20 protein-coding genes, 1 tRNA gene and 3 pseudogenes are annotated in these 22,271 nt (G+C 65.7%); 15 read left to right on the top strand and 9 right to left on the bottom strand.

Annotated features, from left to right (window positions below):
- Nucleotides 1–17 precede the first annotated feature (17 nt).
- A complete protein-coding gene (locus E4K65_RS40415) occupies nt 18–959 on the top strand; it encodes a LysR family transcriptional regulator (protein ID WP_135178840.1) in 942 nt (313 codons plus the stop codon).
- A gap of 10 nt (nt 960–969) precedes the next feature.
- On the opposite strand, the gene E4K65_RS40410 is transcribed toward E4K65_RS40415, so the two are convergent.
- The gene (locus E4K65_RS40410; RefSeq protein WP_135178839.1) at nt 970–1,830 is read right to left on the bottom strand and encodes a DMT family transporter; all 861 of its coding nucleotides are present in this window, start codon (nt 1,828–1,830) and stop codon (nt 970–972) included.
- A gap of 161 nt (nt 1,831–1,991) precedes the next feature.
- Between E4K65_RS40410 and E4K65_RS40405 the strand changes: the two are divergent.
- Nucleotides 1,992–3,361: pseudogene (locus tag E4K65_RS40405) on the top strand (aminotransferase-like domain-containing protein).
- On the opposite strand, the gene E4K65_RS40400 reads toward E4K65_RS40405, so the two are convergent.
- Nucleotides 3,358–3,963 carry a GDYXXLXY domain-containing protein gene (locus tag E4K65_RS40400; protein ID WP_135178838.1) on the bottom strand — a complete coding sequence of 202 codons (606 nt, stop codon included), beginning with the start codon at nt 3,961–3,963 and terminating at the stop codon, nt 3,358–3,360. The pseudogene E4K65_RS40405 and the gene E4K65_RS40400 overlap by 4 nt on opposite strands.
- Nucleotides 3,960–5,231 (bottom strand): DUF2157 domain-containing protein, encoded by a 1,272-nt coding sequence (locus E4K65_RS40395; RefSeq protein ID WP_135178837.1) that lies wholly within the window; start codon nt 5,229–5,231, stop codon nt 3,960–3,962. The genes E4K65_RS40400 and E4K65_RS40395 overlap by 4 nt, the downstream gene beginning before the upstream one ends.
- 302 nt (nt 5,232–5,533) lie before the next feature.
- Here E4K65_RS40395 and E4K65_RS40390 point away from each other — a divergent pair.
- The 4 genes and pseudogenes from E4K65_RS40390 to E4K65_RS49615 form a co-directional block, all read left to right on the top strand.
- Nucleotides 5,534–5,718 (top strand): annotated as a pseudogene (locus E4K65_RS40390) (LLM class flavin-dependent oxidoreductase); the annotation flags it as partial.
- A 22-nt stretch (nt 5,719–5,740) separates the two neighbouring features.
- Nucleotides 5,741–5,917 (top strand): PNPOx family protein, encoded by a 177-nt coding sequence (locus E4K65_RS40385; protein ID WP_235885939.1) that lies wholly within the window; start codon nt 5,741–5,743, stop codon nt 5,915–5,917.
- A 22-nt stretch (nt 5,918–5,939) separates the two neighbouring features.
- A pseudogene (locus tag E4K65_RS49620) lies at nt 5,940–6,545 on the top strand (Bug family tripartite tricarboxylate transporter substrate binding protein); the annotation flags it as partial.
- An 80-nt stretch (nt 6,546–6,625) separates the two neighbouring features.
- A complete protein-coding gene (locus E4K65_RS49615) occupies nt 6,626–7,222 on the top strand; it encodes a Bug family tripartite tricarboxylate transporter substrate binding protein (protein ID WP_283813926.1) in 597 nt (198 codons plus the stop codon).
- A gap of 78 nt (nt 7,223–7,300) precedes the next feature.
- Here E4K65_RS49615 and E4K65_RS40375 read toward each other — a convergent pair whose 3' ends face one another.
- Both E4K65_RS40375 and E4K65_RS40370 read right to left on the bottom strand, forming a co-directional pair.
- Complete coding sequence (locus E4K65_RS40375) at nt 7,301–8,281, bottom strand: Bug family tripartite tricarboxylate transporter substrate binding protein (protein WP_167771544.1); 981 nt, start codon at nt 8,279–8,281, stop codon at nt 7,301–7,303.
- A 79-nt stretch (nt 8,282–8,360) separates the two neighbouring features.
- The gene (locus E4K65_RS40370) at nt 8,361–10,001 is read right to left on the bottom strand and encodes an FAD-dependent oxidoreductase (RefSeq protein WP_235885938.1); all 1,641 of its coding nucleotides are present in this window, start codon (nt 9,999–10,001) and stop codon (nt 8,361–8,363) included.
- A 113-nt stretch (nt 10,002–10,114) separates the two neighbouring features.
- Between E4K65_RS40370 and E4K65_RS40365 the strand changes: the two genes are divergently transcribed.
- The gene (locus E4K65_RS40365) at nt 10,115–10,492 is read left to right on the top strand and encodes a LysR family transcriptional regulator (protein WP_235885937.1); all 378 of its coding nucleotides are present in this window, start codon (nt 10,115–10,117) and stop codon (nt 10,490–10,492) included.
- On the opposite strand, the gene E4K65_RS40360 is transcribed toward E4K65_RS40365, so the two are convergent.
- Nucleotides 10,460–10,549: transfer RNA gene (locus E4K65_RS40360), tRNA-Ser, on the bottom strand. The two genes, E4K65_RS40365 and E4K65_RS40360, sit on opposite strands and share 33 nt — an antisense overlap.
- Before the next feature lie 134 nt (nt 10,550–10,683).
- On the opposite strand from E4K65_RS40360, the gene E4K65_RS40355 reads away from it, so the two are divergent.
- Nucleotides 10,684–11,547, top strand: coding sequence for an alpha/beta fold hydrolase (locus E4K65_RS40355; protein WP_135178834.1), 864 nt, complete (start codon nt 10,684–10,686; stop codon nt 11,545–11,547).
- A gap of 185 nt (nt 11,548–11,732) precedes the next feature.
- On the opposite strand, the gene E4K65_RS40350 is transcribed toward E4K65_RS40355, so the two are convergent.
- Complete coding sequence (locus E4K65_RS40350; RefSeq protein ID WP_135178833.1) at nt 11,733–12,857, bottom strand: ROK family protein; 1,125 nt, start codon at nt 12,855–12,857, stop codon at nt 11,733–11,735.
- Between the two features lie 328 nt (nt 12,858–13,185).
- Between E4K65_RS40350 and rplU the strand changes: the two genes are divergently transcribed.
- The 3 genes from rplU (at nt 13,186) to E4K65_RS40335 (ending at nt 14,663) form a co-directional block, all read left to right on the top strand.
- Complete coding sequence (rplU, locus tag E4K65_RS40345; protein WP_135178832.1) at nt 13,186–13,575, top strand: 50S ribosomal protein L21; 390 nt, start codon at nt 13,186–13,188, stop codon at nt 13,573–13,575.
- A gap of 97 nt (nt 13,576–13,672) precedes the next feature.
- Complete coding sequence (rpmA, locus tag E4K65_RS40340; protein WP_011083253.1) at nt 13,673–13,942, top strand: 50S ribosomal protein L27; 270 nt, start codon at nt 13,673–13,675, stop codon at nt 13,940–13,942.
- 127 nt (nt 13,943–14,069) lie between these two features.
- A complete protein-coding gene (locus tag E4K65_RS40335; protein WP_167771543.1) occupies nt 14,070–14,663 on the top strand; it encodes a GNAT family N-acetyltransferase in 594 nt (197 codons plus the stop codon).
- Between the two features lie 185 nt (nt 14,664–14,848).
- Here the strand turns inward: E4K65_RS40335 and E4K65_RS40330 are convergent, their stop codons facing one another.
- Nucleotides 14,849–15,763, bottom strand: a complete 915-nt coding sequence (locus tag E4K65_RS40330) for a DMT family transporter (RefSeq protein ID WP_135178830.1) — start codon at nt 15,761–15,763, stop codon at nt 14,849–14,851.
- Nucleotides 15,764–16,031: 268 nt separating this feature from the next.
- Here E4K65_RS40330 and E4K65_RS40325 point away from each other — a divergent pair, with 268 nt between their 5' ends.
- The 3 genes from E4K65_RS40325 (at nt 16,032) to E4K65_RS40315 (ending at nt 19,440) form a co-directional block, all read left to right on the top strand.
- On the top strand, nt 16,032–16,511 hold the full coding sequence (locus tag E4K65_RS40325) for a MaoC family dehydratase (RefSeq protein WP_167771542.1): 480 nt from the start codon (nt 16,032–16,034) through the stop codon (nt 16,509–16,511).
- Between the two features lie 114 nt (nt 16,512–16,625).
- Nucleotides 16,626–17,666, top strand: coding sequence for a GTPase ObgE (gene obgE, locus E4K65_RS40320; protein ID WP_135178828.1), 1,041 nt, complete (start codon nt 16,626–16,628; stop codon nt 17,664–17,666).
- A gap of 139 nt (nt 17,667–17,805) precedes the next feature.
- Complete coding sequence (locus tag E4K65_RS40315) at nt 17,806–19,440, top strand: alkaline phosphatase family protein (protein WP_135178827.1); 1,635 nt, start codon at nt 17,806–17,808, stop codon at nt 19,438–19,440.
- 254 nt (nt 19,441–19,694) lie between these two features.
- Here the strand turns inward: E4K65_RS40315 and E4K65_RS40310 are convergent, their stop codons facing one another.
- Nucleotides 19,695–20,672, bottom strand: a complete 978-nt coding sequence (locus E4K65_RS40310; protein ID WP_135178826.1) for a Bug family tripartite tricarboxylate transporter substrate binding protein — start codon at nt 20,670–20,672, stop codon at nt 19,695–19,697.
- 215 nt (nt 20,673–20,887) lie between these two features.
- Between E4K65_RS40310 and proB the strand changes: the two genes are divergently transcribed.
- Nucleotides 20,888–22,009: a glutamate 5-kinase gene (gene proB / locus E4K65_RS40305; RefSeq protein WP_027547561.1), complete on the top strand. Its 1,122-nt coding sequence runs from the start codon at nt 20,888–20,890 to the stop codon at nt 22,007–22,009.
- Nucleotides 22,010–22,271 lie beyond the last annotated feature (262 nt).

Genomic DNA, 22,271 nt, shown 5'->3' with positions numbered 1-22,271 from the left:
TAGGATTATGCCGAAAAATGGATAGACCGGAGGTTTCGCTCGACCGTATGCGCAGCTTCGTGCGGGTCGCCGAGCGGGGAAACCTGTCCGCGGTGGCACGCGAGCTCGGTCTCGGCCAGTCCACCGTCACGCGGCACATTCGGGAGCTCGAGCAAGCGGTCGGCGTGCCGCTGCTCACGCGAACGACGCGCAGGGTGACCATGACCGACGAGGGGCGCCGTTACTACGCCGATTGCGTACAGATCCTGCGCCTTGTCGAGCACGCCGGCGAAGAGGCACGCAGCACGCGCGGCGCGCCTGCCGGGACGGTACGCGCCTCCTGCACCGCGGCCTTCGGCGTTCTCCACGTCAGCCGTTTTGTCTTCGCCTTCCAGGACCGCTATCCGGACGTGTCCGTCGATCTCAGCCTGACGGACGAACGGATCGACCTCGTGCGCGAAGGTGTCGACGTCGCGATCCGACTGGGCCCGCTCACCGACAGTTCGATGAAGCTCAAGCCTCTTGGCCGGTCGCGCCGGGTGCTTGTGGCCTCGCCCGACTATCTGGCCATTCGCGGCAGGCCCGCGCGCCCGCAAGATCTCGCCAAACACGAGACCGTGGGGATGTCCAACATCGCCGGCAGCGACATGCTGGTGCTGCACGGACGCCGCGGCGGCCGCCATGCGGTGCCTTTGTCCGGGCGATTGCGTGTCGACCACGGGCTTGCCGCACGAGAGGCGCTCGCTGCCGGTCGCGGCATCGCGCCGGCCCATCTCTGGCTGGTCGGGGACCTTCTTGCGGCCGGCAGACTCGAACGCGTGCTTCCGGACTATTCGCCGCCTCCCGTTCCACTGAACATGCTGATCGTGCCGGAGCGGTCCGGCATCGCGCGGGTGCGGCTGCTGGTCGACTTCCTCGCCGAGCAGATCGCGCGACTGCCCGGGATCGAAAAGGCGCCGCCCGGCGGCAAGCCGACCTGATGGGGCGTCGTCAGGCAAACCGGCGCGCGAAGAAGACGCAGGCGACCACGAGCGCGGTCGCGGCGATCATGCTCCATGCGACCGGCTCATGCAGCAGCAAGCCGGCGAGCGCGAGACCGAAGAACGGCTGGAGCTGCTGCAATTGGCCGACGCGCGCGATGCCGCCGATCGCAAGGCCGCGGTACCAGAAGATGAAGCCGACGAACATGCTGAAGATCGAGACGTAAGCGAGCCCGATCCAGGCCGGCGCAGTGATGCCGCTCCATGTCGACGGCAAGGTCAGGATCGCCACCGGCACCATCAGCGGCACCGCAAGCAGCAGCGCCCAGGAGATTACCTGCCAGCCGCCGAGGCGGCGCGACAAAGCGGCGCCTTCGGCATAGCCGAGCCCGCACAAGACGATCGCAGCGACCATCAGCAGATCGCCGGCGATTGACGCCGAGCCGCCGTTGGAGAGGGCAAAGCCGGCCACCGTGGCGCTGCCGAGGATCGCGAACAGCCAGAACAGGGGTTGCGGCCGCTCGCCGCCGCGCAACACGGCGAAGATGGCGGTCGACAGCGGCAAGAGGCCGATGAAGACGATCGAATGCGCGGAGGTGATGTGCTGGAGCGCAAGTGCCGTCAGCAGGGGGAAGCCGGCCACCACGCCGATCGAGACGATGGCGAGCGAGGCGAGATCGTTTCGTTGCGGCCGCGCCTGACGCAGCAGGCCGAGCACGGCCGCACCGATCAGCGCGGCGATGACCGCGCGCGCCGACGTCAGGAACAGCGCGGAGAAGCCGCCGACCGCCACGCGCGTCGCCGGCAGCGAGCCGCTGAAGATGATGACGCCGAGAAGCCCGTTGCCCCAGCCGCTGCCCACAGACTGCATGTCCGCCTCGCTTCTTGAGCGGCGATACTCGGCCTTCCCCGGTAGCAGGAACAGCCACAATCCAGTACAATCCAGCCAAACTGTATGGATATGGAAGGCAGTACACCTTGGACAGCGGAACGCTGACGAAGGGCCGGGGCGGCACCCGGACCGTTGACGTGATGAGCGCGATCCGCGCCAAGGTCGCGGGCCGCGCGCTCGGGGCCGGCGACCGCCTGCCGTCGATCCGCAGCCTTGCCGCGACGATGGGTGTTTCACCCTCGACCGTCGTCGAGGCCTATGATCGCCTCGCCGCCGAAGGCTTGATCCGCCCCCGCCGTGGATCGGGTTTCTACATCTCGCCGACCGTCACGCCGCCGCTTGCGCTGACCGAGGCCGAGCCACGCCGCGACCGTGCCGTCGACCCGTTCTGGGTCTCGCGGCAATCGCTCGATGCCGACGAAAGCGTGCTCAAACCCGGCTGCGGCTGGCTGCCGCCGGAGTGGATGCCGGAAGAGGCCCTGCGCCGCGCCGCCCGCGCGCTCGCCCGCACCGATGCGAGCGTATTGACCAATTACGGTTCGACCTCCGGCTCTCTCGCACTGCGCCGGCTGCTGCTGACGCGCCTTGCGGAAGACGCGATCGAGGCATCGGTCGACCAGCTGATGCTGACGGGCTCGGGCACGCAAGCGACCGACCTCGTCTGCCGTTTCCTGCTTCGCCCCGGCGACACGGTGCTGGTCGACGATCCCTGCTACTTCAACTTCCGCGCATTGCTGCGCGCGCATCAGGCCAGGATCGTGGGCGTGCCCTACACGCCGTCGGGTCCGGATATCGCGCGCTTCGAGCAGATCCTTGGCCGCGAGCGGCCACGGCTCTACATCACCAATTCAGCGCTGCACAATCCGACCGGCGCGACGCTATCGCTCCAGACCGCGCACCGGCTGTTGACCGCGGCCGCGGCGCATGACCTCACCATCATCGAGGACGACATTTTTGGCGACTTCGAGCCGGAACGCTCGCCGCGCCTGGCCGCACTCGACGGCCTCAATCGCGTGATCCGCATCGGCAGCTTCTCCAAGACGCTGTCGGCCTCGGTGCGCTGCGGCTACATCGCCGGGCGAGCCGACTGGATCGAGCATCTCGTCGATCTCCAGGTCGCAACCAGTTTTGGCGGTCCGAGCCCGGTTGCCACCGACATCATCGCCGGGGTCTTGGCCGGCGGCAGCTATCGCAAGCACATGGACGAGTCCGGCAGCGACTCACGCGCGCCCGGCGCGAGGTGGCACGCAAGCTCCAGACGCTGGGCATCGAGCCTTGGCTGACGCCGCGCGGCGGCTTCTTTCTCTGGTGCCGCCTCGCGGGCGGACAGGATGCTACGTCCGTTGCGCGCGCGGCGCTCGAAGAGAATGTCGTGCTCGCACCGGGCAACGTGTTCAGCGTGTCGCAGACGGCGCCGGACTTCATGCGATTCAACGTGGCGCAGATGAGCGATCCCCGGATGTGGGACGTGCTGCGGCGGGCACTGAAGGCGAAACAGATCGACCGCTAGTACAACGGCTCCTCGTACACCGGCTCGCCGTCGAGCAGCAGGCGCTTGATGGCGGCGCGGCCCGAGGGCAGCACGGCGGCGACGACACGCAGCTTCTGCTGGTTGCGGGCCTGCTCGAGCTTCCTGCCCTCGCCTTCGGGCACGAAATAGCTTTCGAGACCGTATTTGATGGTCAGCTTGTCGCAGAAGATGGGGCTTGGCGAACCGCAGGAATAGCTGACGCGGCCGCGGATCAGGATTTCCGGAGCCGTGACAGGAACAGGCTCGGCGTGAACCGAGACGGCCTCGTAAAGCCCGTTGGCATTGGGCGCCAGCTTGACGAACACGACGGAATTGCGCTCGGCGGACGGCTTGCCGGCGAGCGCGCCTGCCGGCAGCTGCGAGATGTCGTAGCGCAGCACGACATAGTCGCCGCGCAGGAGATCGCGAGGATCGACCGGCTGCGTCTGCAAGGTCACCTCGCGGCCGTCGCGCAGGATCTGCATGCGATCGGCGACCATCAGGACCAGCAGCGCGCATTGAAACAGGATGGCAACACCGAACAGCACGGCTTTCGGGATGCGCTGCCAGAGTTTTGTAACCGATGCGACCATCTCCATCATCGCTCCACCCTCGGCAGCGCGCGATTGAGTGCGGTTGCAAATGCGACGGCGACGATTCCGGCCGCCGCAAGGAAGGCCGAGCGGCGCAGCAGCGAGCCCTTCACCGCCCAGGTGATGCCGGCGATGACGCCGGCGATCCCGAGCCAGCCGGCAACGATCCGCGGACGCACCTCGTCGAGCATGCCTGACACGACGAGGCACAGCATGGCGCAGAGCAGCGCGGCATAAGCGAACCAGGGCTCGCCGGCCGTGGATGCCGGCCAGAGCGGCGCCGCGAGCAGGACGAGCCCGATTGAACATCCCACCAGAACTTCACCTGCGCGCCTGGTAATTGCGGCGGACGCAAGGGCAAGGATCACGCCGGTACCCCCGCACAGAATTGCCCAAAGCGGTTGAGCTGGCGCAGAACCGGTCCGGAAGCGGATGATGTCGTCGACCGTCGTCACCTCCAGGAAAGCGACGGCGGCCAGCGAAAACGCCCCGTAGATCGACAGGACGGTCCCAAGCCGCAGCGCCCTCGGCGACGGTGCGGCCGCGATCGCGAGCCCGGCGCCGAACAGCAGGGCCGCGCCGTTCGCAAGCACGAATGACGGCTGGGCTCCATCGAATTCGAAGCGAAACGAGGTCGCGATCCACCAGGGAAGCACCGCAAGTGCGACGAGGTGGGCCGCGACGCGGGAATTCCAGGCAAAGGCCAGAGCGGCGGCGACGAGCCAGACCGCCACGAATGGAAGATGCAGCGCGTCCGGCGCATCATAAATCCGCATGCAGGTCCAGATGCAGGCGGCCACGAGGGCGACCGCAAGCGCGCCGCGCGATTCCGTCAGCAGCGCCGCTGCGAATGCGCCGATCGACCACAGCAGCATGCCGCCGGCGAAGTCGTCGCCGAGATGATACATCTGGCCGACCAGCGCGATGCCCGCGCCGAAGATGATCGCCCCGATGCTCGCGCAGAGATCGGCGAGAACCGTGCGACCCGTGCTGGCGAACCACGCCCCGAGCCCGCCGGCGACGACCATGCCGGCAATCAGGATCGCGAACCGCAGCAGCCGTGCGATCTCCGTCCAGTGCGCCGCGACGAAGGCGAGGAATGCGGCTGCGATCAGCAGGCCGCCGACGATGCCGACGACCACGGCGATGTTGATGCCGGGCGACAGCGGCGGCAGCGCATTGCGGATCGAGACGGCGGCCGCCGGCGCGATCACGCCGTCAGCTTCCCATTGCGCAAGATCAGCTTCGAGGCGCTGCCGGTAGGTTTTGTCGAACATCGTCGTGGATCACCTCGGTCCCGGCTGGCGGGCGGGATGCTGTTGGTCGGGCCGCAAGGGTAGCAGGTTCAACCTGTCGCTGCTCCGGTTGCGGGACACCGGGTTGTCGATTGCTGCGCAGTCGGCCGGCAAGGCTCCGTTCGCGGATCGCCTGCGCACCCGCGAGAGGCGATCCATCGATCTTTTCATATTCTGCAAAAGAGATGCTCAGACTGCGCCAATGGTTGGAAGAGACTCAAGGCTGTAGCCTTCGGTTAACATGGCCGTAAACGGCCACGCTGCAACGGGGGAGGACTGCATCCATGGAATTCTTGGCGCAGCAGCGCGGCTATCATCAGACCTCGCGACAGGTGATCAACAACGCTGTCGAGCAGACGGTCACCGCGGAAGCCGCCGGTTTCGATACGGCCTGGTATGCTGAGCATCATTTCAACAATTACAGCCTGTGCCCCCGCCGCTGATGATGGTGGCGCACTGCGCCGGCCTCGCTGGCGAGCGGCGTCGCCATCGTGGCGACCGGCGTTGGCGAGGCGCGACGCGGGTTGGCGGTCAGCTCCGTCACCTCGCCGTGCATGGATCCACCCTGCCTGCTGCTCGGCATCAATGTGACCTCGGCTACCCGCGGCGGCGACGGCGATCCCTCGGTCAACTTCCAGGGCTCGTTGCGGACGCTGCCGCAATTTTGATCGTTAAGAATGGGATGAGCAAATGATTAGCGAGCGTACGGCTGCAGGCGATGTTCAACTGGCGGAGCCGTCTGATTTCCGCAAGTTCAAGGTGCCGCTGAAAGATAACGCCGGCATCCAATCGCCGACGAAGACCGGGATCATTGTTGTCGACGACGGAAATGTCCTCGCTCCCATTGCGCTGGTTCCGGCCCTGCTCGGCCGCCCAAGTGCTGCGCCAGCGCGACTCGTGGGAGGAGCGGATCATGCCGGCGGTCCGCAAGGACCTGCGGGATTTGGCGCGCGCAGCGGCCTGAGCGGTCGCCCGGTCGGGACGGTGAGGAGAGCGCTCCTGTGTCTCGTCGCCGCGACGACGCTGGCGCTCCAGGCGGGCGCCGCGGGGGCCCAGACGGCCGCGGAATCCTGGCCGAACCGCGCGATCACCTGGGTGGTGCCGTTCGGGGCCGGCGGCGTCACCGACCTCGTCTCGCGCAAGATCGCGGAGTTGCTGCGGACGCGGCTTGGGCAGCCGGTGGTGGTGGAGAACCGACCCGGCGCCGGCGGGACCATCGGGACAGAGTTCGTTGCCCGGGCCCAGCCCGACGGCTACACCGTGCTCTACGCCTCCGGCGGGCCTATGACGATCCAGCCGAACCTGGGACTGGCGAAGCTCAACTACGACCCGCTCAAGAGCTACATCCACGTCCGCGGCGTGAGCCGGCAAACCAGATCCTCGTCGCGACCGGGGCAGCGCCCTACAGCACGCTGGCTGAGTTCGTCGCCTACGCGAAGGCCAACCCGGGCAAGGTCAACTTCGGCTCCCCCGGCCCCGGCACCGCCCAGCACCTCGCCGGCGAGATGTTCCAGGCGGCCGCCGGCATCAAGCTGACCCATGTGCCCTACAAGTCGGGCTCGAGCCAGATGACCGACATGATGTCGGGCATCCTGGACGTCTCCTTCGACTACCTCACCGTGCTCAGGCCGCTGATCGACACCGGCAAGGTCAAGGTGCTCGGCACCACCGGCACGGCGCGGCTGGCCGCGTTGCCCGACGCGCCGACGGTGCTCGAGGCCGGCTACCCGGACGCCGTCAGTGTCGGCTCGACCTGGGTCTCGGTCCCGGCCGGGACCGACCCGAGAATCGTGGGCAAGCTCTCTGAGGCGCTGGCCGCGGTGCTCGCCGACCCCGGCATCGTCGCGGACCTCGCCACCAACGGCCAGGTGTCGATTGCCAACAAGGGGCTGGCCGAGATGGGACCGTTCATCGTCGAGGAGACCGCACGCTACAAGCGGGTGATCGAGAGCGCGGGCATCGCCGCGCATTAGCTCAGGCGCACGGTTGTGGGCATCGCACACTCGAGGGAGCGGCCGTCGGCGTGGCGCCGACCGATCGTAGTGCCAGTTCTAGTTCGCCTTGATGCCGGCTTCGCTGATGAGCTTGCCCCATTTCGCGCTTTCGCTTTGAATGAAGCGACCGAACTGCTCCGGCGACATTGGCGCGGGCTCTGCGCCGAGGGTCCTGATCTTCTCGGCCACCGACGGGTCCTTCAGGGCTTTCGTGAAAGCCTCGTTCAGCCTGGCGACGATGTCGGCGGGCGTGCCGGCCGGCGCAACCAGCCCGAACCAGCCGACGGATTCGAAACCCGCAATGCCGCCCTCGGCCAGCGTCGGCACATCCGGCAGGGATGAAAGGCGACGCGCGGAGGAGACGCCGATCGCGTTGAGCTTGCCTTCGAGAATCAGTTGCCTCGATGCGGGAATATCCAGCACCGCGAAGGGGACATGTCCGGCAAGGACGTCGACCGTCGCGGGCGCGGTCCCGCGATACGGGACCAGCTCCATGGCGATCCCGGTCCTCTGCGTGAACAGCGCCGCCGTCAGATGCATGGCCGTCGAATTGCCGCCATGTCCGATCGACAGCGCACCCGGCTTTGCCTTGGCGAGCGCGATTGTCTCCGCCGTGCTGTGCGCTGATATGTTCGCAGAGGCGACGAGCACAAAGGGAATTTCCGCAAGCAACGTGATCGGCGCAAGATCCTTCAGCTCGAACGGCATCGACGAATTGAGATGCGGGTTCACCGTCAGGCTGCCTGCCGGCGCGACGCCGAGCGTGTAGCCGTCCGGCCTTGCCTGCGCGACCGCGGCCATGCCGATATTGCCTCCAGCGCCTGCGCGGTTCTCGATCACCAGGCTCTGCTTGAGCTCGGCGGTGACCAACGGCTCGAGCGCACGGATTACGGTATCGGCGCTGCCGCCGGGCGGGAAGGTCACGACGATCTTGATCAATTGCTCCGGATAAGCGGCTTCGCCCGCCTCCAGCGGCAGCACGGCGAAAGTCGCGGCCGTCAGCACGGCCAGAATGCGGCGCCTTGCAACGTGAAACACGTTCCCCTCCTCGTTACGTTCTTGTTTGTGAACCACGACCGGGCGGCCTGCGCCGCCGGGCCGTCCGCTTCAAGCCGCCTTACGCCGAAGCGCCGGTGATGCGCGCCAGCAAGCCTTGCGGGTCCGCCGGCGCGACCTGCCCGCGCCAGGCGATGTGCTGGTCGGGCCGCGCCAGCACCAGCTTCTCGGCATAGGCGCCGTTCGCCTCGTCAGGCGCGATGTCGACCAGCGCGAGCGGGATGCCGCGCTCCCTTGCGGCGGACTGCAGCCGCGCCACGTCGATCGCCGGGTCGAACCGCAACAATGTGTAGCCGGCTCCGAATGCGTCGTAGAGCGATCGTCCGTCGCGCAGAAACAGATGTGGCGCGCGAGCGCCGGGCACGGTGGAAGGCGTGAAGCTGCCCATCGCGTAAGCCGGTGGCGTTTCGCCGTCATAGGCGATGATCGGCGAGGCATCGTAGTAGTAGCCGAAATTGAGACCCGCGCAGCAATATTGCTGCACGTTGAGATCGTAGGCCGCTTTGGCCAGCGCTGCGCGCGCCGCGTGGCCGCGCGGCGTGTCGTCCTCGATCTCCGCCGACACGCCGCCGCGCTGCGCCATCATCTTCATCGCATGGTCCATCGCGAAGCGCGACACCTGCTCGGTGATGGGCTGACGCTCCGCTTCATAAGCGTCGAGGATCGAAGCCGGCGCCCACCCGTTCAGATGCGCCGCCAATTGCCAACAGAGGTCGACGGCATCTGCGATGCCTGCATTCATGCCGTAGCCGGCATAGGGCATCCACAGATGCGCAGCGTCGCCGCAGATGAAGACCCTGCGGTCGCGGAAACGATCGGCCACCAGCCGGCGCCCGACCCAGTCCTCCTTGCTGAGGACCCGGTATTCGAAGCGCTCGTCGACGCCGAGGATGGCGCGGATCGCCCAGTCCCGATCGACCGAATCGAACTCGGGCTCGTCGGGCTTGAGGTGGTTGTGGATCAGCCAGCGGTCGTGACCGTCGATCGCAACCGTCGTGCCCGAGCGTCGCGGGTTGAGCGAGAGCACCATCCAGGCCGGCTTGTGCGCGCCCATCAGCTCCTTGAGCTGCGGCGCTTCGATGAAAGTCGACTGCACGCGCTGGATCACCGGCGTGCCGGACAGGCTGGCACCGATCGATTTGCGAACCAGGGAACGGCTGCCGTCGCAGCCGATCACGAAGGACGCTTCGATGCGAAGCGAGCTCCCGCTGTCGAGGTCGCGCGCCAGTGCGATCACATGGCCGTCGCCCTGCTCGATGTCGGTGATTTCCGTGCGCGCCAGAATGGTGATGCGCGCTTGAGCGGCGGCATGGCTGAACAGGATCGGCTCGAGATAGACCTGGTTGATCCGGTGCGGCGGCTCGGGCGTCGGCCACCAGGTGTCCGGGCCGCCGGTTGCGCTGTAACGGCGCGCCCGCGAGGGAATGTCGATGCGGCACAGCTCGATGCCGGTCGCCGTGGTCCGGTAGGAGCAATCATTCGGGAAGTCCGCAGGCAGGCCCGCATCGCGCAGCTTTGCGGCGACGCCGAGCCGGCGGAAGACTTCCATCGAGCGCGCCGAGACGTGATTGCATTTGACGCTGGGCGGATCGCCGGCATGGCGGATCTCCGCGACGACGACGTCGATCCCGCGCGAGGCCAGATCCATGGCCGCGGTCAGTCCCACCGGCCCGGCGCCCACGACCAGCACCTGTGTCCTCATGCTCATCTCCACTGCTCGCCTCGCTGCGGATTCTCCCCGCGCAACATGCATTTTATTGCAGGCTCGCTTATGAGATAAGCCAGAAAGAACTCATCAATTCATGAGTATTGCCTATGAATGTCACCTTGCGCCAATTGCGAGCCTTCACCGGCGTCTATCGCACCCGCAGCATCACGCGGGCCGCGCGCGAGCTCGGGATCACGCAGTCGGCGGCGAGCCTGTTGATCCAGCAGCTCGAAACCCAGCTCGGCGTCAAACTGTTCGATCGCTCCACGCGTTCGGTGCAGCCGACCTTGGCCGCCAATGAGGCTTTCCTCGCGGCCGAACGGATGCTCGGCGATGCGCTGGGCCTGTCACGGCGCATGGGCGACGGCGCGGACGGTGCAGGCGGGGCAATCCGGGCGGGCGTCGACGACATCAGGCTGATTTTGCGGGGCTTTCTCGAAGCCGTTTTATTATGGCGGAGAGGGAGGGATTCGAACCCCCGATAGGCTTGCACCTATGCCGCATTTCGAGTGCGGTGCATTCAACCACTCTGCCACCTCTCCTGAAGGCGCCATATTAGGAGCAGGGCCCCTGTGGTTGGGGGCGTTAATAGGCGAGGATGGCGGGCCAGACAAGGCGCGAAGGAGGAAAATCCGCTGCCTCTTTCACCCCGCCCTTCAGCCCGGGAGGAACCGCTGTGGAGCATCTGACGATCAAGGCCAATGGCGCCGATTTCCACCTGGTTCGCGCTGGAAAGGGCAAACCGCTGCTTTTGCTGCATGGTTGGCCGGAATTCTGGCTGACCTGGGAACCGGTGATGGCCCGGCTGGCCGATCGCTTCACGCTGATCGCGCCCGATCTGCGCGGCTTCGGCGACAGCGACAAGCCGGACGGGCCTTACGGGCCGGATGGCCATGCCGCCGACATGCTGGCGCAGATGGACGGGCTCGGCATCGACCGATTCGGCGTCGTCGGCCACGATGTCGGCGGCGCCGTCATGCAGCCTTTGGCGCGGCGGGCGTCGGAGCGGCTCGCGGGGCTGTTTTTCTTCGATTTCGTCTATCCCGGCATCGGGGCGCGCATGGCGGCCCCTGATAGGCTCAACCACATCTGGTACCAGTCCTTCCACCAGATGGAGATGGCGCCCGCGCTCGTCGGCGCCAGCCGCGAAAACTGCCGCCTCTATATCGGCCACTTCCTGAAGGGCTGGGCGCATCGAAAAGACGCCTTCGACGACGTCCTCGACGCCTTCGCCGACAACTTCTTCAAGGACGGCAATCTCGCCGGCGGCTTTGCGCATTATCGCGCCTCGCATGCCGGGCGCGTCGCGATGATGAAGGGCGAAGCCTTGCTGCTGCCGCCGATCGATGTGCCGACTTGCGTGCGCTGGGCCGAGCACGATCCGCTGTTTCCCTATGCGTGGACCGACCGGCTCGGCGAGACGTTCAGCGCGCTCGATCTCGCGATGTTTCCCGGCGCCGGTCACTTCCCGCATCGGGAAGATCCGGATCGCGCGGCCGCGGAGATCGCGGCGTTCTTTCAGCGCGTCGGCTGGAGCTGAGTCTCGATGACTCGAAAGAGGGGTCGGGACCGCCAGACGCGGTAAACACTGGCGGTCCCGGTGCCGCTCATTGAAATGCTGGCCAGGAAGGGCGGCTTCGCCGGCCAGGTGAGGCGACAAATTCGACCGTAGCGGGTGCCCCATGCACCGCAACGCAATCCGTCCCTTAACCTAACCAGTCAAGGTTACTCCTTGTCAGACTTGGCCTTTTTCTTCCCATTCTCGGTAGAATCACGGTCTTTCCCATTGTCCTTGCGGCGGTTGGTGAAGCGCGCATTGCCGAGGCCTGTGCCGATGGTGAGCACGCCCCAGCGCTCGACGTCCTGCATGAACGGCACCTCCGAGAGGCCCTGAACCACGCCGTCATTGTGCATCAGGATCGCGGTGTCGTGCTCACCGATCTCGGGGATGCCCTCGCTCAGGCTCGCCGGCAGGTTGAACTTGCTGCTCTCCCAATTGCCCGGCAGGTTCTGCGCACCCTTCTCGATCGAGCCGTCCGCGGAGATCACGCCGGGACAGGCGATGCCGATGAAGGGCGCGAGCTTGAAGCCTTCGGTCTCGGCCTCGGTGATCAGGCCCTTCAGCATCTTGGTGAGCCGCTTCACCGCGCCTTCGCGCGTCGGCTCGTCATCGGCATGACGCCACAGCTCGGATGTCACGACCTTGGCCTTCGACAGGTCTTTTGCCTTTTTCCAGCTGGTTTCCACGAGGCCACAGCGGATGTTGGTGCCGCCGATATCGACGGCGAGGATGCTGTCATGGGCCTCGAAGATCCATGATGGCGCCAGATGCAGCGCACCGATCAGGCCGGCTTCATCGGGATGATGGCGGATCGGCTGCATGTCGATCTTGAAGTCCTCGGATTTCAGGATGATCTCGGTGCGCGCGATCGCGAGCTCGCCGAGCCTGGAATCCCGAAATCCGCCGCCGACGATGATGCGCTCGGTCTTGGCCCAGGCCTTGGTCTTGAGGAAGCGGCGCGTGACATAAGCGAGCTCCTGGGCGAAATCCTCGATCGCGCTGTGGACCAGCGCCGAGGCCTCGGTGTCGTCGCCGATCAGGATCGCATCCAGTGTCTTCTTGCTGATCTGGTCCGAGGGCTCCTTGCCGAACGGATCCTCGCCGGTCTTGCGCAGCGGCTTGCGCCAGCGGTCGAGGATGTCGCGGAACGCGCCCTTGCTGGCGCGGTCGCCGAGAAAACCGTCCTCGTCCTTGATCTCGAGGTTGAAACTGTCGACATCCACCGACGGCAGGCGGCTCGCGCCGTGCTGCGCAATGCCCGTCGTCGCGACCAGTTCGTCCGTTGCCATGGGTGCCCTTGCCCGCTTGCGAAATCTTGGGACAACGGCGCGGGAACCCGTTGGTTGCAAAGCCGGCGGAGAATCGGCTAACGGGCGGACGGGCGGCCAAATCCTTCAAATCCGGGCCTTTTTCGGCGGTTCTCCTTGACTTGCGGCGTCCGGCGGCTATAAGTCCCACACCCGGCGCGGGGCGTTTCTCGCGCCGCTTGTTTTTGCGTGGGTTTTCAAAGGGATAACTCCCGCCCGCACAAAACTCGCATAAACCCATAGCGACTGACAAAAAGCCGGCCCCGACAGACTGTCGCGAGGCCGGGATTGAACACGAAGGAAAACAACGATGTTCGCAGTCATCAAAACCGGCGGCCGGCAGTACCGCGTCGCTCCGGATGATGTCTTGGAAGTAGGCAAGATCGAAGGCGAAGTCGGCTCGATCGTGCAGCTGAATGAAGTTCTGGTGGTCGGCGGCGACACGCCGATCCTGGGCCTGCCGACGGTGGCCGGTGCGTCCGTGGCGGTCGAGGTGCTCGACCACAAGCGCGGCCCCAAGGTCATCGCGTTCAAGAAGCGCCGCCGCAAGAATTCGCGCCGCAAGCGTGGCTACCGCGACGAGATCACGGTGCTGCGCGTCAGCGAGATCCTGACGGACAACGCCAAGCCCACCAAGGGGCCGCGTCCGAAGAGGGAGAAGGTCGCCAAGGAAGCGACCAAGGAAGACGCCGCCGCATAAATTGATCACGCCAATTCACGAATTGATGCGTGAGAAATTGTGAAATGATTCCGTCAAGGAATTGATCTAGAACTACTCAGGATTTCGGAGACGAGCCATGGCTCACAAAAAAGCAGGCGGTTCATCGCGCAACGGTCGCGATTCCAAGGGCAAGCGCCTCGGTATCAAGGCGTTCGGCGGGGAAGTTGTGATTCCCGGCAACATCATTGCGCGTCAGCGCGGCACCACCTGGCACCCCGGCCTTAATGTCGGCATGGGCACGGACCACACTTTGTTCGCCAAGATCGAGGGTCGCGTCACGTTCCAAGCCAAAGCCAACGGCCGCACGTTCGTATCGGTGCTCCCGATCGCAGAGGCGGCTGAATAGACGGTGGATCAAATTTGGAGTCCGCCGGGTCCTGACCAAACCGGCGGAGTCCACAAGTAGGCTCCAGGGGAGGCGGGAAACCGGCCTCCCCTTTCGTTTTGTCTTAGTGACTTCGACGGAGCCGGACATGTTGCAGGATTTTTCGAGCACCACCTTGCGGGAGGCGAGACCGAGCGTCGTCGCCACCGAACGGCTGACCTTGCGGCGCCCGACACTTGCCGATGTCAGGACCATCGCCCACCTCGCCAACGACCGCCGTGTCGCGGAAAATACCCGCCGCCTGCCGCATCCATATTCGCTGGACGACGCCGTCGAATTCGTCCGCGCCACCGCCGAGATCGGCAGCGAGACCGTGTTCCTGATCGAGCACGACCGCGGACCGGTCGGCATGGTCGGGATCGACTGTTCGAAGCCCGACAATGCCGAGCTCGGCTACTGGCTCGGCGTCGAGCATTGGGGCCAGGGCTTCGCCACCGAGGCCGCGCGCGGCGCGATCGACTTCTTCTTCGAGGAGTTCGAGGACGACCACCTCTATGCCGGCGCGCGCGTCACCAACCCCGCCTCGCGCAAGGTGCTGGAAAAGTGCGGCTTCCAGTGGAGCGGCGTCCAGCTGCACCGCTTCCTGGCGCTGGGCTCCTCCACGCCCGTCGACTGCTTCCGCCTGTCGCGCGGCGTGTGGGCGTCGCTGAAGAGCTGGAGCAGCGCGAGGCGCGTGAGGTAGGTAGAAGCGCCGCTACATTCTCCACTGTCGTCCCGGGGCGCGACGAAGTTGCGAGCCCGGGACCTATAATCCCAGGGAGAAGTGTGAGGCAAAGCGCCCACTCCGAGCCTTCGCAAAACGACCTCTTGTGGGTATGGATCCCGGGTTCGCGCTTTGCGCGCCCCGGGATGACGTTGTGGGTGTGGCTACGCCGGCGGATTAACGTCCACAGCCCCACGCCCCAGATCGCGCTCGCGCAGATAAATATAGAACCCGGCGCCGATGATGATGGCGGCGCCGACGATGGTTGCGATCGACGGCACGTCGCCGAACACGACGAAGCCGAAGATCACGGCCCAGACGATCATCGAATATTGATAGGGCACGACGACGCTGGCCGGCGCGAGTTTGAGCGACCGGTTGACGCAGAACAGCGCCGTCACCGAGATGCATCCGGCCAGCGCGAAGATGACGAGGCTGCCTGACGTCGGCGGCACCCAGTGGAATGCCGACAGCACCGCGCCCAGCGAAAACGTGCCGACGAATTGCGAGGACGCCATCACGATGTCGGGGGTCTTGCGCAGGCTGCGCGTGATCAGCATCAGCGTCGCAAAGGACAGGCTGCCGCCGAGCGCGATCAGCGCCGGCAGGCTGACGGTTTGCGCCGACGGCCGCAGCGCGATCACGACGCCGCAGAAACCGATCAGAATCGCCGTCCAGCGCCGCCAGCCGACCTTCTCGCCCAGGAAGATCGCCGACATCGCGGTGACGAAGATGGGGCCGGCGAGATAGTACGTGATGACGTCGGCGAGCGGCAGATAGACCGTCGCAAGGAAGAAGGCCGCCACTTCCAGCGTCGACAGCACGACGCGAAACAGCTGCAAGCGCGGCCGCTCCAGATGCAGGAACTGGTGACGTTGCCGCCAGATCAGCGGCGACAGCAGCAACAACGCCGCGCAGGCGCGCAGGAACAGCAGCTGCCCCACCGAATAAGTCCCGACCAGGAACTTGCCCATGGCATCGCCGAACGAGAACATGAAGATCGACAGCACCATGAGTGCAATGCCGGCCAGTCGCGCCGATCGGTCGTCATAGGCGGAGAGGTTCTTGAAGAAGGACATTGAACGAGTCGGAGTGAGAGAGGTCGTCATTGCGAGCGAAGCGAAGCAATCCAGACTGTCTCCACCGCGGCAGTCTGGATTGCTTCGTCGCTTCGCTCCTCGCAATGACGGGCGGAGAGAGCACGGAAAGCCGGCGATTAGCGTCGCTTGCGGTCGTTTTAATGACGTGGGCGACCAGGACAAGCCCACCACCGCCGAATTGAACGGATTGTCGCACTCTTCGCATCGCGGTAGCGATAGGCGCCTCATCGACAAAGAGAGCTTTGACATGACCGACTTCGATCCAGCCAGGCACCGCATGATCCCCACGCAACGCTGGTTTGAGGATTTCGTCGTCGGCGAACGCTTCGTGCTGCCGAGCCGGACCCAGACCTCGGCGGTGTTCGCGGCGTTCCAGACCGCGAGCGGCGACACCCACCCCGTGCATTACGACGTGGAGTATTGCCGCAGCCGCGGCATGCCGCATCTGCTCGCCCACGGCTTCCAGACCCTGATCCACACCGCGCCCGGCGCCGGCCTGTTTCCCTTCATGGTCGAGGACTCCCTGGTCGGCTTCCTCGAGCAATCGAGCCGGTTCCTCAAGCCCGTGTTCGCCGACGACACCATCTATCCCGCGCTCGAGGTCACGGAGCTGATGCCGGGACGCTCGACCGGCGTGGTGACGCTCAAAAGCACCGTGTTCAACCAGCGCAAGGAGCTGGTGCTGGAGGGCACGCAGAAATTCCTGATCCGGCGTCGGCCCCTCTGAGGTCGTCTTGGAAGTCGTCTTGGGGTTAAGCAAGGGGCGAAATTAGCGGAATTTCGGCCGATTTGCGGGTAAGTCCGGGTTGCCGCGGGGGACCGGCTGGCCTACCTATGGCCCATGAAATTCCTCGACGAAGCAAAGGTCTATATCCGCTCCGGTGACGGTGGGAACGGCTGCGTGGCGTTCCGCCGCGAGAAGTTCATCGAATTCGGCGGCCCCTCCGGCGGCAATGGCGGTCGCGGCGGCAATGTCATCATCGAGGTCGCCGACGGGCTGAACACGCTGATCGACTACCGCTACCAGCAGCATTTCAAGGCCCAGAAGGGCGAGAATGGCGCCGGCTCGGACCGTCACGGCGCCAACGGCAAGAACATCGTGCTGAAGGTGCCGATGGGCACGCAGATCTTCGATGAGGACCGCGAGACGCTGATCCACGACTTCACCAATGTCGGCGAAAAATTCGTGCTCGCCGAGGGCGGCAATGGCGGCTTCGGCAACGCGCATTTCAAATCCTCGACCAACCGCGCGCCGCGCAACGCCAATCCCGGCCAGCCCGGCGAGGAGCGCTGGATCTGGCTGCGGCTGAAACTCATTGCCGACGCCGGCCTCGTCGGCCTGCCCAATGCCGGCAAGTCCACCTTCCTCTCCAAGGTCAGCGCGGCCAAGCCGAAGATCGCCGACTATCCCTTCACCACGCTGCATCCGCAGCTCGGCGTCGTGAATGCCGACGGCCGCGAATTCGTGCTGGCCGACATTCCAGGTCTCATCGAGGGCGCGCATGAAGGCGCGGGCCTCGGCGACCGCTTCCTCGGCCATGTCGAACGCTGCCGCGTGCTCTTGCATCTCGTCGATGCGACCTGCGAGCACGCCGGCAAGGCCTACAAGACCGTGCGCACGGAGCTCAATGCCTATGGCGGGCTGCTCACCGACAAGATCGAGATCGTGGCACTGAACAAGATCGACGCGGTCGAGCCGGACGAGCTCAAGAAGCAGAAGGACCGGCTGAAGCGCGCCGCCAAGAAGACACCGCTGCTGCTCTCCGGCATCACCGGCGACGGCGTCAAGGAAGCGTTGCGCGCGCTTGTCGACGTGATCGGAGAGGCCCCGGTGTCGGCCAAGGCGAAGAGCGCCGCCGAAGCGGAGCCGTGGTCGGCCTAGACTGTCTCCCCGCGGTCGTCCCGGCGAAGGCCGGGACGACATAGGAATGTAGAGCGGCAGGTACTCGCATCACTGGCAGGTTGTCACCGGCGCTCCAATAGCGCAGCATCAAACAATCAAGAAACGGCAGGGATGACGCATGGCGCGCGCGAAGAACATTCTCTGGATCATGTGCGACCAGCTTCGCTATGACTATCTCGGCTGCACCGGCCATCCCACGCTGAAGACTCCCAACATCGACGCCATGGCGAAGCGCGGCGTGCTCTTCAGCAAGGCTTACGTGCAGTCGCCGATCTGCGGGCCCTCGCGAATGTCGTTCTACACCGGCCGCTACATGCGCTCGCACGGCTCGCACTGGAACGGCTGGCCGCTGCGCGTCGGCGAGCCCACGCTCGGCGATCACCTCAGGAAGATCGGCGTGCGCAACGTGCTGGTCGGCAAGACCCACATGGCGCCCGACCTCGAAGGCATGAAGGCGCTCGGCATCCCGCCGGAGTCGATGATCGGCGTGCATGTCGCCGAATGCGGTTTCGAGCCCTACGAGCGCGACGACGGCCTGCACCCGACGGGACGGCCGCGCCCGAAATACGATGAGTATCTGCACAAGCAGGGATTCGAAGCGACCAATCCCTGGGAGCATTGGGCCAATTCCGGCGCAGCGGAGGATGGCTCGTTGCAGAACGGCTGGCTGCTGGTGCATGCCGACAAGGCCGCGCGCGTGCCGGAGGAGCATTCCGAAACGCCCTACATGACGCGGCGCGCGATGGATTTCATCACCGAGGCCGAGATCGACGGCAAGCCGTGGTGCCTGCATCTGTCCTACATCAAGCCGCACTGGCCCTACATCGCGCCCGAACCCTATGCCAGCATGTACTCGACAGCGGACATGATCCCGGTGATCCGCTCCGAGCGCGAGCGCTCGAGCCCGCATCCGGTGTTCGGCGCCTATATGGACATGCGCTACTCCCGCAACATGGCGCGCGACGATGCGCGGGAGAAGGTGATCCCGACCTATATGGGCCTGATCACCCAGATCGACGACCAGATGGGCGTGCTGATGAAGTTCCTGGAAGAACGCGGCCTGCTGGACACCACCATGATCGTGTTCACATCCGATCATGGCGACTATCTCGGCGATCACTGGATGGGCGAGAAGGATTTGTTCCACGAGCAGTCGGCGAAGATTCCGCTGATCATCATCGATCCCTCGAAGGAGGCCGACGCCACGCGTGGCACGCGCAGCGATGCGCTGGTGGAAGGCATCGATCTCGCGCCGACCTTCGTCGATTATTTCGGCGGCAAGGTACCGGGCCATATCCTCGAAGGACGCTCGCTGCTGCCGCTGCTGCGCGGGCCGACGCCGTCCGACTGGCGCAAGGTCGCGTTCTCCGAATACGACTACGCCATGCAGGATGTGCGGCTGAAGCTGAACCAGCCGATCGAGCGCTGCCGCCTGTTCATGGTGTTCGACGGCCGCTGGAAATACATCCACGCCTCCGGCTTCCGCCCGATGCTGTATGATCTCGAAACCGATCCGGAAGAGTTTTTGGATCGCGGCGACGATCCCGAATGCGCCGGCATCATCGCGCGCCTTCAGGCCGAGCTGTTCGACTGGGCGCTGCACCCGAACGACCACATCACCACGCCGCGCGAGAAGATCGCGGCCTATGCCGACAATCAGCTGCAAGTGAAGGGCGGCGTCTTGATCGGCATCTGGGATGAGACGGAGCTTGCGGCGATCAAGGACGGCATCGCGCAGCGCGCGAAGATGTGAGACCCTCATGGTGAGGAGGCGCGATCGCGCCGTCTCGAACCATGCAGGCCCCGCTGCCGCACCTCGGCCTTTCATCCTTCGAGACGCTTGCTTCGCAAGCTCCTCAGGATGAGGGGATAGAGTGAGGTGCGAAGCACAGCTCGTCATGCCCGGGGCTTGACCCGGGCATCCACGCCTCACCTCCATCGCTGAAGCACGTGGATGGCCGGGTCAAGCCCGGCCATGACGACGGAGTGTGTGGCGCGAGCAGCAGCTCAATTCTCGATCTTGTATCCTGTCGCCTTGACGATCGGCTGCCAGAACGCCGTGTTGGCGGCGAGCTCCTTCGTCAGCCCATCCGCAGCGCTACCGACCGGGATCAGGCCGATCGCGGTGAGCTTCTCCTTCACCTCGGGCTTGGCGAGCGCGGCGCTCGCGGCGGCGCCGAGCTTGCTGGCGAATTCCGGCGGACTGCCGGCGGGAAGCCACATGCCGTACCAGGCGTCCGCAACGAGATCGATGCCGCTCTCCTTCAGCGTCGGGACCTCGGGCGCGAAGGGCGACCGTTCCGGGCTCGAGACCGCGATGATCTTCACGCCCTTGGCGCGGTGCTGCGGCAGCGCATCGGCCAATGTCACGATGCCGAACGACAGATGGCCGCCGATGAGATCATTGAGGATCGGTGCGCTGCCGCGATAGGGCACGCGGGTCAAGGGAATGCCGAGATCCTTCTCGAGCTTGGAGCCCATGAAATGCGGAATGGTGCCGTTGCTTGGCACCCCGAACGATGTCTTGTCCGGATGCGCCTTCAGCCACGCCACGAATGACTTGAAATCGGCAGCATCGATCGCCGGGCCGATCACAACGGCGAACTCGAACCGCGCCAGCAGCGACACCGGCATGAAATCCTTGGCCGTGTCGAAGCTCGGCGTCGTCTCCACCATCGGCAGCAGGTACATGGTGGGGCCCGTCGTCACCAGCACCATGTTGCCATCGGGGCTCGCGCCCTTCACCGCCTTGATGCCGATCAGGCCGTCGCCGCCGGTGCGGTTCTCGACCACGATGGTCCGTTGCAGTGCCGGCGCCATCTCCTGCGCGATCAGCCGGCACAGCGTGTCGCCGCCGGCGCCCGCCGCAAACGGAAAGATGATTTTTGAAAGCCCGGCCTGCGCTTGCGCCCCGCCCGCTTGTGCGAGGAGCGGCAGCCCAAGACCTCCTCCAAGACATCCAGCCATGAATTTGCGGCGATCCATGCGTTTCCCCTTCCAGCCCATTATTTGGTTGCCGGCATTAGAACCGGGCCGGCGCGCAAGACAAGGCCGATGACCAAGCAAGGTTGCTCCGTTTACCATCCCCGCCGCCTTGCGCCGGCCATCGTCCTGCTGCAAAAGCAGGCCTTACCGGCGCCGCTTGTTTGCTCCGCCGTTCCACACCGAGCAATTCGTCACACGCGCCAACGCATACACACATGGCCAGCCCCGAACTCAGTCAATTCCGCCGCATCGTCGTCAAGGTCGGCTCAGCGCTGCTGGTCGATTCCGACAAGGGCGAGGTGCGGACGTCCTGGCTCGCCGCGCTCGCCGACGACATGGCCAAGCTGCACAAGGGGGGACGCGACGTCCTCGTCGTCTCCTCGGGCTCGATCGCACTCGGCCGCAGCCGGCTCAAGCTGCCGCGCGGCCCGCTGAAGCTGGAGGAGAGCCAGGCCGCCGCGGCCGTCGGCCAGATCGCGCTGGCGCGGATCTGGTCGGAGGTGTTAGGGGCCCACGGCATCGACTCCGGCCAGATCCTGGTCACGCTTCAGGACACCGAAGAGCGCCGCCGCTATCTCAATGCGCGCTCCACCATCGGCAAGCTCCTGGAGTGGCGCGCCATCCCGGTGATCAACGAGAACGACACGGTCGCGACCACCGAGATCCGCTACGGCGACAACGACCGCCTCGCCGCGCGCGTCGCCACCATGGCGAGCGCCGACCTCCTGGTGCTGCTGTCGGACATCGACGGGCTCTACGACGCTCCGCCGAAGAACAACCCGAACGCAAAGCTCATTCCCGTCGTCGACAGCATCTCCTCGGAGATCGAGGCGGTGGCGGGAGACGCCGAGTCCGAGCTGTCGCGCGGCGGCATGCGCACCAAGGTCGAGGCGGCCAAGATCGCGACCACCGGCGGCACGCATATGCTGATTGCCTCCGGCAAGATCGAGCACCCGCTCCAGGCGATCGCCGATGGCGGCCGCTGCACCTGGTTCCTGACGCCGGCCAATCCCATCACCTCGCGCAAGCGCTGGATCGCGGGCACGCTGGAGCCGAAGGGCACGCTGACGATCGACGCCGGCGCGGTGACGGCGCTGCGCGCCGGCGCCAGCCTGCTGCCGGCCGGCGTGACCAAGGTCGAGGGCCAGTTCGCCCGCGGCGATGCCGTGATCGTGCGCGGTCCCGACATGAGCGAGATCGGCCGCGGCCTGATCGCCTATGACGCCGACGACGCCGAGCGGATCAAGGGCCGCTCCTCTCCGGACGTGATGACCATCCTCGGCATCAGCGGCCGCGCCGAGATGATCCACCGCGACGATCTGGTGGTGGGCGGGTAGGCGATAGCTCCGTCATTCCAGGCTGGTCCGAAGGACCAGACCCGGAATCGCGAGATTCTCAGGTGCGCAACCGCGCACCATAGTTCGGTGCTGACGCACCGCCCCGGAATGACGCCGCTGGGCGACGTGGGAGCTGAACCGCGCCCGGTGAGCTAGGCCAGTGGCCCAGGCGGCACGGCATCGGGAGACCTGCCATACCCTCCCCGCCCTTCGCAAAAGCGGGATTTCCGTGCTAGGACACCGCCTTAGCAGAAGGTTGAAA

The organism is Bradyrhizobium niftali (assembly GCF_004571025.1).
In the GTDB taxonomy this organism is placed as follows: domain Bacteria; phylum Pseudomonadota; class Alphaproteobacteria; order Rhizobiales; family Xanthobacteraceae; genus Bradyrhizobium; species Bradyrhizobium niftali.
This window is presented reverse-complemented; position numbering and strand designations above follow the sequence as displayed.